The 12991-nt window shown below is 63.0% G+C and carries 15 protein-coding genes and 1 tRNA gene; 8 read left to right on the forward strand and 8 right to left on the reverse strand.

The genetic code is table 11. From position 1 onward, the window contains the following. Positions 1-93 precede the first annotated feature (93 nt). The 6 genes from argS to AAFO92_RS05255 all read left to right on the forward strand — a co-directional run bounded on the left by argS (position 94) and on the right by AAFO92_RS05255 (position 5564). Positions 94-1839, forward strand: coding sequence for an arginine--tRNA ligase (gene argS / locus AAFO92_RS05230; RefSeq protein WP_347533598.1), 1746 nt, complete (start codon positions 94-96; stop codon positions 1837-1839). 86 nt (positions 1840-1925) lie between these two features. Beyond that, entirely contained in the window at positions 1926-2843 is a 918-nt protein-coding gene (locus tag AAFO92_RS05235; protein ID WP_347533599.1) for an SPOR domain-containing protein, read from the forward strand. Further along, positions 2840-3847 (forward strand): beta-N-acetylhexosaminidase, encoded by a 1008-nt coding sequence (nagZ, locus tag AAFO92_RS05240; protein ID WP_347533600.1) that lies wholly within the window; start codon positions 2840-2842, stop codon positions 3845-3847. Before AAFO92_RS05235 ends, nagZ begins: the two co-directional genes overlap by 4 nt. Further along, positions 3840-4628 (forward strand): ScpA family protein, encoded by a 789-nt coding sequence (locus tag AAFO92_RS05245; protein WP_347533601.1) that lies wholly within the window; start codon positions 3840-3842, stop codon positions 4626-4628. The genes nagZ and AAFO92_RS05245 overlap by 8 nt, the downstream gene beginning before the upstream one ends. 4 nt (positions 4629-4632) lie before the next feature. Beyond that, positions 4633-5295 (forward strand): SMC-Scp complex subunit ScpB, encoded by a 663-nt coding sequence (scpB, locus tag AAFO92_RS05250; RefSeq protein WP_347533602.1) that lies wholly within the window; start codon positions 4633-4635, stop codon positions 5293-5295. A 101-nt stretch (positions 5296-5396) separates the two neighbouring features. Continuing rightward, a complete protein-coding gene (locus AAFO92_RS05255; protein ID WP_347533603.1) occupies positions 5397-5564 on the forward strand; it encodes a hypothetical protein in 168 nt (55 codons plus the stop codon). 414 nt (positions 5565-5978) lie between these two features. Here AAFO92_RS05255 and AAFO92_RS05260 read toward each other — a convergent pair whose 3' ends face one another. From AAFO92_RS05260 to AAFO92_RS05295, 8 genes are all read right to left on the reverse strand, one after another. Then, on the reverse strand, positions 5979-7058 hold the full coding sequence (locus AAFO92_RS05260) for a 2'-deoxycytidine 5'-triphosphate deaminase (RefSeq protein WP_347533604.1): 1080 nt from the start codon (positions 7056-7058) through the stop codon (positions 5979-5981). A 76-nt stretch (positions 7059-7134) separates the two neighbouring features. Then, a tRNA-Pro gene (locus AAFO92_RS05265) sits at positions 7135-7211 on the reverse strand. A 62-nt stretch (positions 7212-7273) separates the two neighbouring features. Beyond that, positions 7274-8167 (reverse strand): MerR family transcriptional regulator, encoded by an 894-nt coding sequence (locus AAFO92_RS05270; RefSeq protein ID WP_347533605.1) that lies wholly within the window; start codon positions 8165-8167, stop codon positions 7274-7276. A gap of 13 nt (positions 8168-8180) precedes the next feature. Continuing rightward, on the reverse strand, positions 8181-8483 hold the full coding sequence (gene ihfA / locus AAFO92_RS05275) for an integration host factor subunit alpha (protein ID WP_347533606.1): 303 nt from the start codon (positions 8481-8483) through the stop codon (positions 8181-8183). 110 nt (positions 8484-8593) lie between these two features. After that, a complete protein-coding gene (locus AAFO92_RS05280) occupies positions 8594-9568 on the reverse strand; it encodes a beta-ketoacyl-ACP synthase III (protein WP_347533607.1) in 975 nt (324 codons plus the stop codon). Beyond that, positions 9565-10671, reverse strand: coding sequence for a phosphate acyltransferase PlsX (gene plsX, locus AAFO92_RS05285; protein ID WP_347533608.1), 1107 nt, complete (start codon positions 10669-10671; stop codon positions 9565-9567). Before plsX ends, AAFO92_RS05280 begins: the two co-directional genes overlap by 4 nt. Before the next feature lie 23 nt (positions 10672-10694). Beyond that, positions 10695-10901, reverse strand: coding sequence for a 50S ribosomal protein L32 (gene rpmF, locus AAFO92_RS05290; RefSeq protein WP_299844200.1), 207 nt, complete (start codon positions 10899-10901; stop codon positions 10695-10697). 152 nt (positions 10902-11053) lie between these two features. Then, positions 11054-11602, reverse strand: a complete 549-nt coding sequence (locus AAFO92_RS05295) for a DUF177 domain-containing protein (protein ID WP_347533609.1) — start codon at positions 11600-11602, stop codon at positions 11054-11056. A 90-nt stretch (positions 11603-11692) separates the two neighbouring features. On the opposite strand from AAFO92_RS05295, the gene bamE reads away from it, so the two are divergent. Both bamE and AAFO92_RS05305 read left to right on the forward strand, forming a co-directional pair. Continuing rightward, on the forward strand, positions 11693-12148 hold the full coding sequence (bamE, locus tag AAFO92_RS05300; protein WP_347533610.1) for an outer membrane protein assembly factor BamE: 456 nt from the start codon (positions 11693-11695) through the stop codon (positions 12146-12148). 86 nt (positions 12149-12234) lie between these two features. Then, entirely contained in the window at positions 12235-12969 is a 735-nt protein-coding gene (locus AAFO92_RS05305) for a GNAT family N-acyltransferase (RefSeq protein ID WP_347533611.1), read from the forward strand. The last annotated feature ends 22 nt before the right edge of the window (positions 12970-12991 follow it).

The following is a 12991-nucleotide window of genomic DNA, read 5'->3' on the forward strand; positions in this document are numbered from 1 at the left end:
AAGGCCGATACCGGACGGACCCGCGCGGAATGATGCGTTGACCCCCGGGCTGACAGTGGGTAACCCACGCGCGACGCTGAAGGGAAAACTGCGATGAATGTGTTCACCGAAATTCGGGATCTGGTGCTGGAAACGCTGGGCGCGCTGCAGGCCGAGGGCGCGTTGCCGGACGGGCTGACGTTTGACAACGTGGCGGTCGAGCCGCCGCGCGATGCGGCCCATGGCGACATGGCCACCAACGCCGCGATGGTGCTTGCCAAGCCCGCGGGCCTCAAGCCGCGCGATATTGCCGGGGCCCTGGCCGGGAAACTGGTCGACGATGCGCGCATCACCAGCGCCGAGGTTGCGGGGCCGGGATTCCTGAACCTGCGGCTGGCGGGCGGTATCTGGCAAGAGGTGCTGCGCGCGGCCCTGACGGCGGGTGATGATTTCGGCCGTTCAGCCATGGGGCAGGGCGCAAAGGTCAACGTGGAGTATGTCAGCGCCAATCCGACCGGGCCGCTGCATGTGGGTCATACCCGTGGCGCAGTCTTTGGTGACGCCCTGGCCAGCCTGCTGGATTTCACCGGCCATGACGTGACCCGCGAATACTACATCAACGACGGCGGCGCGCAGGTCGATGTGCTGGCGCGGTCGGTCTACCTGCGCTACCTCGAAGCGCATGGTCAGGCGGTCGCGTTCGAGGACGGCACCTATCCGGGCGATTACCTGATCGCGGTCGGGCAGGCGCTGAAGGACAAGGTGGGCGATGCTTATGTCGATCAACCCGAGGATGTCTGGCTTGCCGATGTGCGCGTGTTTGCCACCGACGCGATGATGGATCTCATCCGCAGCGACCTGAAGGCGCTTGGCGTCGAGATGGACCACTTCTATTCGGAGAAATCCCTTTACGGCACCGGTCGGATCGAAGAGGCGCTGGAGGCGCTGAAAGCCAAGGGGCTGATCTACGAGGGCGTGCTGGAGCCGCCCAAGGGCAAGAAACCCGAGGATTGGGAGCCGCGCGAGCAGACCCTGTTCAAGTCGACCGAACACGGCGATGACGTGGACAGGCCGGTGATGAAATCCGATGGCAGCTGGACCTATTTCGCGCCCGATATCGCCTATCACTACGACAAGATTACGCGCGGCTTCGATGCGCTGATCGACGTCTTTGGCGCCGATCACGGCGGCTATGTCAAGCGAATGAAGGCGGCGGTCAGCGCGCTGAGCGGCGGCAAGGTGCCGCTGGATATCAAGCTGACCCAGCTGGTGAAGCTTTACAAGAACGGCGAGCCGTTCAAGATGTCCAAGCGCGCGGGCACTTTCGTGACCCTGCGCGACGTGGTCGATCAGGTGGGGCCGGACGTGACCCGCTTTGTCATGCTGACCCGCAAGAACGATGCGCCGCTGGATTTCGATTTCGACAAGGTGCTGGAGCAGTCCAAGGACAATCCGGTCTTTTACGTGCAATATGCCAATGCGCGGGTGAATTCGGTGCTGCGCAAGGCGCGCGAAGCGGGAATGGGTGTGGATGACGCAACCCTCGGTGCGGCGGATCTGGGCGGCCTGACTCACGAGACGCAGATTGCCGTGGCCAAGAAGGTGGCGGAATGGCCGCGCCTGGTCGAGATCGCCGGCCGCACGAACGAGCCGCACCGCGTGGCCTTCTACCTCTATGATCTGGCGAGCGAGCTGCACGCGCTTTGGAATCGTGGCCACGACGAACCGGCGCTGCGCTTTCTCGACGAGGCGGATATCGCGGGAACACAGGCGAAAATTGCGCTGGCGCGCGCCGTAACCGTTGTTATTTCCGCGGGTCTTGGTATTCTGGGGGTAACTCCGGCAGAAGAGATGCGCTGACAACCGCACGTACATAAAACGCCGGGGATGAGGCAGATCACATCAACCCCGGCCACCATTTCGCGCCGGTGGAAACGAGGCGAGACATGGCACAGGTAACCGGTTCGCAGCAGATCGCTGCACCCACGCGGGCACAATCACTCAAGAAACTCACCAATTTTCTGGGGGCCGCGATTTCGGTCGGGCTTGTCGCCGGGATCGGCGTCTGGGGCTACAAGCTGCTGGTCCGCGATGTCAGCGGGGTACCGGTGGTGCGCGCCGCCGAAGGTCCGATGCGCATCCAGCCCGACGATCCGGGCGGCGAGCAGGCGCTGAACCAGGGGCTGGCGGTAAACGACGTGGCAGCGATCGGCGCGGCGTCGGATCCGGCGGACCGTCTGGTGCTGGCGCCCGAGCCGCTGGAGTTGTCGCTGGAAGACGAACCTGCCGCCAGGCTGATTGCCGAAGCCGATGACGAGGGCACGGATAACCTGACCCCCGCCGCCGAAGCCGGAGAGCCGTTGCCGCAACCCACAGAGGACGCGGAAGCGGTTCAACTGGCCTCGGTCGATGCGCTGGTCGCGCGGATCATCGAGGATGTGGAGCCGATCGAAGGATTTGAACCCGCCGCTGCCGAAACGACATCAAGGGTCGAAGGCGGCCTGGGCAGTTCGCTTCGCCCGCATGTCCGGCCCGCGTCGCTGCAGGTTGAGGCACCGGTCGCGGCCCCGCCGCAGCCCGCATCGGCAGAAGTCGATCCCGCCAGCATCCCCAAGGGCACACGCCTGGCCCAGCTGGGCGCATTCGAAAGCGCCGAGATCGCGCGCAGCGAATGGGAGCGTCTGGATGGACAGTTCGGCGAATATCTCGAAGACAAGCAACGCGTGGTTCAGAAGGCCCAGAGCGGCGGGCGGACCTTCTATCGTTTGCGCGCGATGGGCTTTGCCGATCTGAACGATGCGCGCCGTTTCTGTTCGGCGCTGGTTGCGGAAAATGCCGAGTGCATCCCGGTGGTTACACGGTGAGCCGATTTGGGGCCACGATTCTGGATGCCGAGGGGCTGCGGCTGACGGCAGAGGAAAAGCGGTTCTTTCGGCAGGCCAACCCGTTCGGCTTTATCCTTTTTGCCCGCAATATTGACACGCCCGATCAGGTTCGCGCGCTTTGCGACGAAATGCGCGAGGCGGTCGGGCGCGATGCCTCGGTCACGATAGATCAGGAGGGCGGGCGGGTGCAGCGGCTGCGTGGCCCGACATGGCGCGATTGGCTGCCGCCGCTGGAACATGTGACCGTCGCAGGCGAAGCCGCTGCCGAGGCGATGTACCTGCGGTACCGGTTGATCGCGGCCGAGCTGCGTGCCCTTGGCATCGACAGCAACTGCGCGCCGCTGGTGGATGTGGCGGGGCCCGCGACCCATGAATTTCTGAAGAATCGCTGTTACGGGTTCGATCCCGCCAGCGTGGCCCGGATCGGGCGGGCGGTGGCCGATGCGCTCTTGCGGGGCGGTGTGCTGCCGGTTCTCAAGCATATCCCCGGCCACGGTCGCGCGGTCGTCGACAGCCACCATGATCTGCCGGTGGTCAGCGCCCCTGTGGATGCGTTGGAGCAGGTGGATTTTGCCCCGTTCCGGGCGCTGAATGATCTGCCGATGGGGATGACGGCACATCTGGTCTATGATGCCGTCGATGATCGCCCGGCGACCACCTCGCCGGTGATGATGCAGATGATCCGCGACCAGATCGGCTTTGACGGGTTGGTGATGACCGATGACATCTCGATGAAGGCGCTCAGGGGATCGCTGGCGCAGATCGCGCAGGATGCGTTGGCGGCAGGCTGCGACGTGATCCTGCACTGCAACGGCTCGTTGGACGCCCGCCGCGAGGTGGCCGAGGCCGCCGGGCAGATGGACGCGCTGGCGCAGCGGCGGGCCGAGGCGGCCCTGGCGCAGCGGAAAACACCGGACGAGGTTGACATTCCCGCCCTTGAGGCAAAGCTGGGGACGCTTATCGGTGGGTCGGGAAATGCCTGAGAACGATTTCGAGAATGTCAGCAGCTTCGATAATGTCGCGGACCGCATGGCGGCCGAGGCGCTGATCGTCGATGTGGATGGGTTCGAGGGGCCGCTTGACCTGTTGCTGATGCTCAGCCGGACGCAGAAGGTAGATCTGCGCAAGATCTCGGTGCTGGAACTGGCCAAACAGTATCTGGGCTTTGTCGAGCGTGCCAAGGCGCTGCGGATCGAGCTTGCCGCCGATTACCTGGTGATGGCCGCCTGGCTGGCATTTCTGAAATCGCGCCTGCTGTTGCCGCCCGACCCCGCCGAGGAAGGGCCGTCGGGCGAGGAGCTGGCCGCGCATCTGGCGTTTCAGCTGGAACGGCTGCAGGCGATGCGCGAGGCCGCCGCCAAGCTGATGGCGCGGGACCGGCTGGGGCGCGATTTCTTTGCCCGCGGCATCCCCGAGGACGTGACGCGGATCAAGCGGGTCACCTACACCGCCACGCTGCTGGATCTGATGCAGGGCTATGCCCGCATCCGCACCAAGGACGAGTTCCGCCCCTTCGTGATGGATCGCAACGCGGTGTTCACGCTGGAACAGGCGCTGGAGCGGATGCGCGGGCTGATCGGTTTTGCCGGTACCTGGACGGATATCTCAAGCTATCTGCCCGATGGGTTCACCACCGATCCGGCGCGGCGCCGGTCGGCTACGGCGTCGACTTTCGCCGCCTCGCTGGAACTGGTCAAGGAAGGCAAGGTCGAGATCAGGCAATCAGAGGTTTTCGCGCCGATTCAGTTGCGGCGCAAGGATTAAGAAGATGACGGAAAAGCTTGAAGACGAAGGTGAAAGCCTGTTCGAGGCCCCGCCGATGGCCGAGCAGGAGCGCATGTGCGAAGCGATCCTTTTTGCCACCGCCGAGCCGATCACCGTGCGCGAGCTGGAATCGCGGATGCCCCATGGCAGCGATGCGGCTGAGGCGCTGGTGCATCTGCGCAAACGCTATGAGGGGCGTGGCGTGAACCTGGTCAAGGTCGGGGATGCCTGGGCGATGCGCACCGCCGCCGATCTGGGTTTCCTGATGCAGCGCGAGACCATTGAGACCCGCAAGCTGAGCCGCGCCGCGACCGAGACCTTGGCGATCATTGCCTATCATCAGCCGGTCACACGCGCCGAGATCGAGGAAATCCGGGGCGTGTCGGTCAGCCGCGGTACCGTCGATCAACTGCTGGAAATGGAATGGATCCGTTTTGGCCGGCGCAAGATGACGCCGGGGCGGCCCGTGACCTTTGTGGTGACCCAGACCTTCCTGGATCATTTCGGGCTGGAAAGCGCCCGGGATCTGCCGGGGCTGAAGGAGTTGCGCTCGGCGGGGCTGTTGGAAAACCGGCCGCCACCGGGAACGATGCCACAGCTGGGCGATGGCGACGAGGACGCCCAGGAGGAAACCAGCGAAGGCCAGAACGAGCTGTTCGAGGACTGAGCCGGTTACCCCTGCGGCAATCGGCACGGAAAATGCGGCTCTGCCCTGATTATTTCACGATTTGGTGCTAGTCTCGGGGCGAGGTACACGAGGAGGGCGCAATGAACGCCAATCAAATCATCAACATGATCGTTCGCACCGTGATGCGCAAAGTGATCCGCTCGGGCATCAATGCCGGGATGGATGCGGTGGGATCGCGGCTGAACCGGAACAGATCCGCCAAGGACAGCGCAGCGGAGGCATCGCAGACCACCAAGCGGATGAAATGAGTTTTCGCGCGGTGCAGGCCCGCAGCCAATCCGTAACCTGTTGATTTTACCGGCAGACATCGCACCGCGCGACGGCGCGCCTGGCTGTCTTCAACCTGACGAGGGGCGTCGGACCAGTATCAATCCCGCGGGATCAAGTGTTGTTTCGTCGACGAGGCGTTTGCGCCCGGTCCATTGGATTTAAGGTAATCCTGAACGGACACGTAGGCCACGAAGGACGTCAATACAGCCAAAATCACGAGGGGACGCGATGGTAATTTACGTAGTAAATACAAAACCCAGTTCCTGATCTAATACAACCTATGGTGAATCAAATTTTCGGTAGTAATAATTAAAGAGGAGTTAATGTCTATCCTTTGGTATAGGATTTCCGGGTTTCAGGCAAGAAAACGCTTGTCTTGAAAGGGGTAAAGCTCAGGCGGTGGCGCGGAAATGCTTGGACAGTTTCAGCCCCTGGCCCTGGTAGTTCGACGCGATGCCGGCGCCGTAGAGCTGGTCAGGTATCTGGTCCATTTTCTCGTAAACCAGCCGGCCGACGATCTGCCCGTGTTCCAGAACGAACGGTGCCTCGTGGCAACGCACTTCGAGCACGCCGCGAGAGCCGGCGCCGCCCGCCCGGCTATGGCCGAAGCCGGGATCGAAGAAGCCCGCGTAATGCACGCGGAACTCACCGACCATCGCCAGGTAGGGGGCCATTTCGGCGGCATAGGCGGGGGGGATGTGCACCGCTTCACGGCTAACAAGGATATAGAACGCGCCGGGGTCCAGGATGATGTGATCGCCGGCGGCGTGAACCTCCTCCCAGAACTCGGCCGGATCGTAATGCCCGATCAGGTCCAGGTCGATCACCCCGGTATGCGGCTTGGCGCGGTAGCCGACCAGGGTCGTGTCGGTCGGTTTCAGATCAACCGAAAACCCCAGCCCCTCGTCGATCACCGCCGCGTCATCGACAAGCGGTGTTTCGGCGTGCAGCGCCCGCAGCGCGGTATCGTCCAGAATCGCCTGGCCCTCGCGGAAGCGAATCTGGTTGAGCCGCATGCCCGGACGCACCAGGACCGAAAACGAGCGCGGGCAGATCTCCGCGTAGAGGGGGCCGGAATAGCCCGCGGCGATGCGGTCGAACTCTTCGCCGCTGTCGGTGATGGTTCGGGTCAGCAAATCCAGCCGCCCGGTCGAGGATTTGGCATTGGCCACGGCGGTGATATCCGCGGGCAGGTCCAGTGATTCCATCAGCGGCACGACATAGACACAGCCCTTTTCCAGCACCGCACCGTCGCTGAGGTCGATCCTGTGCATCTCAAAATCGCGCAGCCGGTCGGCGACCGGGCGCCCGTGACCGGCCAGGAACGAGGCGCGGACGCGGTAGGCGACGCCGCCGAGGCGCAGATCAATGCTGGCCGGTTGAATCTGTTCGGGGATGATGGCGGGCTGCGCCGAGATGCGGCCATCCGCGATCAGACCCTTCAGCTGCTGGCTGGAAAGAACACCGGTCATGTCCATGCCCCCTGGCGGTTCCGCGCCCCGGGGGCGAGCCCCGATCGGGGTTCGGGGGCGGGGAGTGTGGTGATGATGGTCGGGCTAGCAGGACTCGAACCTGCGACCTTCCGTCCCCCAGACGGACGCGCTACCAGGCTGCGCCATAGCCCGACGATTTGGCTTTCATACTGGTTTTCACACCGGGGACAAGCGTTAAATCCCAAAATCTTGCCCTAGCCGTTCTGTCCCGGGCCATTCCCGCCATCGCCTCGGCGCAGACGGTTCAGAACTTCGCCCAGACGATCGGCGAGGTCATCGGATATCGGTGCCTTCAGGGCGCTCATCTGCGCCAGGATACCGGGCTCGGCGGTCACGTCGTCGGCGGGATCGTCGGGAACATCGACGGTCTCGGGCTTGGGGACAGCGGGCGCGGCGTCGGGTTCGGTACTTGCCGGGGCAGGGGATTCCGGTTTCGCCGTTTCTTCGGACGCGGCGCGTCTGTGCGAGAAACTCGGCATGACGGGCGCATCCGCGTCGCTGTCTGCCTCGGCCACCGGTTCCTCTGTGGCCTCCGGCTCTTGCTTGGGTTCGGTTTCGGGCCGGGGGGCGGGTTCCGCGGGGGGTGCCGGTTCAGGCTCGGCGTCGGGGGGCGCTGGCTCGGACACCTCATCTGCCGGTGGCGCCGGTTCGGGCGTGACGCCCGTTGGTTCCGGGGCCTTCGCTTGCGGCGTTGTCGCCTCTTGCGGTGGTGTGTCGGCGGCAGGGGTCGTGGCAGGGCGCGCGTCGGGCGCGGCTGCCTTGGGCGCGGCCGTATCCACGGTAATGGTCTTGTCCCCGGTGGCGGTGATGTCATCCAGCGGCGGCGAATGTGCCGCCACATGCTTGACGCCATGTTCACGCAGCAGTTTCTGCACGCCCTTGATGGTCATCCCGTCGGTGTGCAGCAGCTTCTTGATCCCCCCCAGAAGCAGCATGTCCGAGGGGCGGTAATAGCGCCGCCCGCCGGCGCGCTTGACCGGTTTGACCTGGGCGAACTTGCTTTCCCAGAAACGCAGAACATGGGCCGGCGTTTCCAGCCAGTCGGCGACTTCACTGATTGTGCGGAAAGCGTCGGCTGATTTGGCCATAAGCGCCCGTTTCCTAACGCTTGTTACCGGCGGCGACACGATCTTTCATCAAATGCGAAGGGCGGAAGGTCAGAACCCGGCGCGGATTGATCGGCACCTCTTCACCGGTCTTCGGATTGCGGCCGACGCGCGCGGACTTGTTGCGCACCGAGAAGGTGCCAAAGGACGAAATCTTGACCTGTTCACCACGCACTAAGGCGTCCGACATGTATTCAAGCACGCTTTCTATCAACTGCGCCGAGTCGTTGCGGGACAGTCCGACTTCGCGGAAGACCGCTTCGCTCAGATCCATTCTGGTTAACGTTTTTTCGCTCATCACATCCCCTCTGTCTTTGGTGGACTTTAGGGCGAAGCGAATTTCCGAGTCAACTTCAACGACTTGCACATTGCTCTTTAAGCGAGCGATTTCCCATATCTGGGGTCAGATCACCAGCGAAGGACTACTGCACCCCAGGCCAGACCACCACCGATTGCTTCGGACACCAGCAAATCGCCCCGTTTGATGCGGCCCTGGTCCACGCCCACCGACATGGCAAGGGGAATCGATGCCGCCGATGTATTGCCATGGTCCTGTACCGTCACGATGACGTTATCCATCGGCACGCCCATCTTTTTCGCGGTGCCCTGGATGATGCGGATATTGGCCTGATGGGGCACAATCCAGTCAACATCGTCGCTGCTCAGCCCGGCCTTTTCCAGCGCGGCATCGGCGGTCGAGGTCAGTTTTTCGACGGCTTGCCGGAACAGTGGATTGCCCTGCATCCTCAACTTGCCCGAGGTGCCCGTCGTCGACACGCCGCCATCGACATACAGCATGTCGCGGTAGCGCCCGTCGGAATTGATGTCGGCCGACAGGATGCCGCGATCTTCACTGTTGCCGTTGCCGTCCTGCGCCTCGAGGATCAGCGCACCGGCGCCGTCGCCGAACAGAACGCAGGTGGCGCGGTCGGTCCAGTCCATGATCCGGCTGAAGGTTTCGGCGCCGATCACCAGCACGCGTTTCGCCTGACCCGAGACGATCAGGGCGTTGGCGTTGGTCAGGGCAAAGACGAACCCTGCGCAGACCGCCTGCACGTCAAAGCCAAAGCCGCGGGTCATGCCCAATTTCTGCTGCACCATCGTGGCGACCGACGGAAAGGTCAGGTCCGGCGTCGATGTGGCGACGATCAGCGCGTCGATATCATCGGCGGCAAGGCCGGCATCATCCAGCGCATTCTGCGCGGCCCTGACCGCCAGGTCCGATGTGGTCTGCCCTTCGGCGGCGAAATGGCGCCGTTCGATTCCCGAACGGGTCCTGATCCATTCGTCGGAGGTATCCAACGTTTTCTCGAACGCGGAATTCTGGACGATACGGTCTGGTAGGTAATGCCCGACCCCTTGCACGACGGCTCGCAATGTCATTGATTTTCACCGTCGGAAGTTGCCTCGGATGGTTCATCTTGGTCAAGCAGGGCCGCAGATGCAACCCGCGCCGCCAGTTTTTCGGAAAACCCCGACTGCGCCAGTTCGAACGCCAGTTTGACCGCCGAGGATATGCCGGTTGCATCGGCGGCGCCGTGGGATTTGACGACCGTGCCGTTCAGCCCCAGGAATACGCCGCCATTGGCGCGCCGCGGGTCGATGCGTTTCTTCAGCCGCTGCAGCGAGGTATAGGCCAGCACCGAGGCCAGGCGCGACAGCGGCGAATACTTGAATGCCTCTTTCAGCAGGTCCGAGATCAGGCTGGCGATGCCCTCGCCGGTCTTCAGGGCGACATTGCCGGTGAACCCGTCGGTCACGATCACGTCGCAGGCATCGTCGGGCAATTCGCGCCCCTCGACGAATCCCACGAATTCGAAATCGGCCCGCCGCGCGTTCGCGGCGATCAGGTCATGCGCCTCTTTCAGCTCGGCGCGTCCCTTGTGTTCTTCGGTGCCCACGTTCAGCAGTCCGATTCGGGGCCGCTCCAGCCCGAACCCGTTACGCGCATAGGAGGTCCCCATCAGCGCATATTGCATCAGGTCCTTGGCATCCGCGCGAATATCGGCGCCACCGTCGAGCATGATGTTGAACCCCTGCGGATTGCGCGAGGGCCACATCACCGCGATGGCAGGGCGGTAGATGCCGCTCAGCTTGCGCAGGCGCAGGATCGACAAGGCCATCAGCGCGCCGGTATTGCCGCAGGAGACACAGACCGTCGCTTCGCCGTTGCGCACCGAATCGAGCGCGGACCACATCGAGGTGTTCTTGCCTGTCCGCATCACCTGCGCCGGCTTGTCCTGCATCGACACGACATCACGGGCATCGCGAATCTCGCACCGGCCGGCCAGATGCTTGCGCTTGCTCACCAGCTTGGTCAGCTCTGCCCTGGGGCCGTGCAGAATGAACCCGATTTCCGGGTTCTTCTTGGCCGAAAGCGAAATACCGGCGACTACTGCCGCCGGTCCGCGATCGCCACCCATGGCGTCAACAGAGATGATGGTGCGCCCTGCACCGGCCTGGGACTGATCCTTGAGCACGGTCATTCGGGCGCGTGTCCTTCAGGCGTCTATGCCGCGTCGTCGTCCAGGTCGACCTCGTCAGCCAGCGCGACGACTTCGCGGTCAGCATAGTGGCCACATGCGGCGCAAACGTGGTGCGGGCGCTTCAGTTCACCGCAGTTGGGGCATTCGTTCGGGTTTGCCGCAACCAGTGAATCATGCGCGCGACGGTTGTTGCGGCGCGATTTCGATACTTTGTTCTGTTGGACAGCCATGTCACAACCTCAATTCCTGTGGGCCCAATGGCCCGGTTTCACGAGTGTCCGCGGCTCTTAATCCGTGATGAGCCGACGGTTCAACCCTAAATTCCGGCGAGAGCGCGAAAATACAGTGAATTGCTGCCGGGGCAAGCGTTTTTTCACCTTGTTCACTCACCTTTTCCCAGTTTGTCTCTCAACTGCGCAAGCCCGGCAAAGGGCTTGGCCTCGGCATCCGTCATCGGCGTCACGCCTGGGGCGGAAAAGGCCGCGTTTTCAAGGGCCGCGTCGTCGCGGCGCGGATAGTCGGGCAGGGCCAGGGCAAGCGCCTCGGTCATCACGCGGATCAGGTCGATTTCCGGCCCCAGCTGTTCGCGGCTGTCATCCTCGGGCATTTCGGCCTCTTCTTCCGGATCGGCGGGCATCTCGGCAATGAAATTGCGCATGACCTCTTGATCGATCCGCGTCACCACCGGCTCAAGCGTGACCACGCAGGACTGCTCGGCGGTTGCCCCCAGCCGGGCGACAAGCTGCCAGTCGTTCCTGCCCTGCGCCCGGACATGGCCGTCGAAGATCAGCTTGCGAAGCGACAAAATCCCCAGATCCTCGGCAATCCGCTGTCGCTGCGCGTCATCCGGCGTCAACCTGAACCGCGTTTCACGGTTCTGCGGCAGGTCGGCAACGCGCAGGCTGGACTTCTGTGGCTTTTCCTCTGGCATCGGCGAATCTCGTATCCTTTCTTGAACCGCACTATCACCTTGTTGTAAGCGGGATAAAAGGCACAGCCTGCCAAGATCAAGAGGGCACGTATGATTGGGGTCATTTTCCGTTCGGGCAAAGCGCTCGCCGTATTGTGTTTTCTGGCAATGGCCGGCTGTACCGCCACGTATAGCAACCACGGTTATGTTCCCAGCGAGGAAGACCTGGCCGAACTGGTGGTCGGCGTCGACAGCCGCGCCACCGTGGATGATGCGATCGGGGCGCCAACGGCCTCGGGCGTGCTGAGCGACGGGGATTACTACTATATCCGCAGCCGGTTCCGGACCTTCGGCATGTTCCGGCCCGAAGTGGTCGAACGTCAGGTGCTGGCCATCAGCTTTGACGACAGCGACACGATCCGGAATATCGAACGGTTCAGCCTGGCGGATGGCAACATCGTGCCGCTGACACGCCGGGTCACGGATTCGTCGGTCGTCAGCAACGGTTTCCTGCGGCAGCTTCTGGGCAATATCGGCAATATCGACCCATCCGAGCTGTTTAACTGACCGGCGTCACAGCTTTGACATAACTTGAACCCTAGATGACGCGTATCTACGTGAAGGATACGTAGGGTGAATGTCAGGGTTCCGGTATGACACAGCTGGTCATTGGTCGATATCGCGTGCGCACGGCGCAATCCGGGGACGATCTGCACGCGGCACAGGCATTGCGGCACCTGGCTTTCTTCGGGTTCGAGGGGCTTGACGAGGATCCGTTCGACGAAATCTGCACCCATATCCTGATCGAAGAGGTGGCGGGTGGCAGGCTGGTCTGTTGTTTTCGGATGTTGCCGCTGACCCGCGGCACCGAGATCAACCGCAGCTATTCCGCGCAATTCTACGAATTGTCGGCGCTGCAGCGCTATGATGGCAAGATGGTCGAGATGGGCCGGTTTTGCATCCTGCCAGATATCAAGGATCCGGATATCCTGCGCCTCGCCTGGGGCGCCATGACCCGGTATGTCGATGAGAACGATGTTGAAATGCTGTTTGGCTGTTCGTCGTTTTCCGGCACGGATGCCGATAGCTACCTGGACGCCTTCGCCATGCTCAAGGAACGCCACCTGGCGCCGCGCCGATGGTTGCCGCGGGTCAAGGCGCCGTCGGTCTTTCGGTTCGCGCAGAAGCTGAGGCGGCGCAAGCCCGACGCCCGGCTGGCCATGTCGCGGATGCCGCCGCTGCTGCGGACCTACCTGCTGATGGGCGGATGGGTCAGCGATCATGCGGTGGTCGACCGGCAGCTCAACACCCTGCATGTCTTTACCGGGCTCGAGATCAAGGCCATCCCCGCCACCCGCAAGCGGCTGTTGCGGGCCGTCGCGCTATAGCTTCTTGACGCGCCGCAGGTGG

Origin of the sequence: Roseovarius sp. CAU 1744 (assembly GCF_039839345.1) — a bacterium.
Lineage (GTDB): Bacteria > Pseudomonadota > Alphaproteobacteria > Rhodobacterales > Rhodobacteraceae > Roseovarius.

Coding starts and splice junctions, on each gene's coding strand:
- argS (WP_347533598.1), top strand. CDS start 94: ATGAATGTGTTCACCGAAATTCGGGATCTGGTGCTGGAAACGCTGGGC.
- AAFO92_RS05235 (WP_347533599.1), top strand. CDS start 1,926: ATGGCACAGGTAACCGGTTCGCAGCAGATCGCTGCACCCACGCGGGCA.
- AAFO92_RS05245 (WP_347533601.1), top strand. CDS start 3,840: ATGCCTGAGAACGATTTCGAGAATGTCAGCAGCTTCGATAATGTCGCG.
- scpB (WP_347533602.1), top strand. CDS start 4,633: ATGACGGAAAAGCTTGAAGACGAAGGTGAAAGCCTGTTCGAGGCCCCG.
- AAFO92_RS05255 (WP_347533603.1), top strand. CDS start 5,397: ATGAACGCCAATCAAATCATCAACATGATCGTTCGCACCGTGATGCGC.
- AAFO92_RS05260 (WP_347533604.1), bottom strand. CDS start 7,058: ATGACCGGTGTTCTTTCCAGCCAGCAGCTGAAGGGTCTGATCGCGGAT.
- AAFO92_RS05270 (WP_347533605.1), bottom strand. CDS start 8,167: ATGGCCAAATCAGCCGACGCTTTCCGCACAATCAGTGAAGTCGCCGAC.
- ihfA (WP_347533606.1), bottom strand. CDS start 8,483: ATGAGCGAAAAAACGTTAACCAGAATGGATCTGAGCGAAGCGGTCTTC.
- AAFO92_RS05280 (WP_347533607.1), bottom strand. CDS start 9,568: ATGACATTGCGAGCCGTCGTGCAAGGGGTCGGGCATTACCTACCAGAC.
- plsX (WP_347533608.1), bottom strand. CDS start 10,671: ATGACCGTGCTCAAGGATCAGTCCCAGGCCGGTGCAGGGCGCACCATC.
- rpmF (WP_299844200.1), bottom strand. CDS start 10,901: ATGGCTGTCCAACAGAACAAAGTATCGAAATCGCGCCGCAACAACCGT.
- AAFO92_RS05295 (WP_347533609.1), bottom strand. CDS start 11,602: ATGCCAGAGGAAAAGCCACAGAAGTCCAGCCTGCGCGTTGCCGACCTG.
- bamE (WP_347533610.1), top strand. CDS start 11,693: ATGATTGGGGTCATTTTCCGTTCGGGCAAAGCGCTCGCCGTATTGTGT.
- AAFO92_RS05305 (WP_347533611.1), top strand. CDS start 12,235: ATGACACAGCTGGTCATTGGTCGATATCGCGTGCGCACGGCGCAATCC.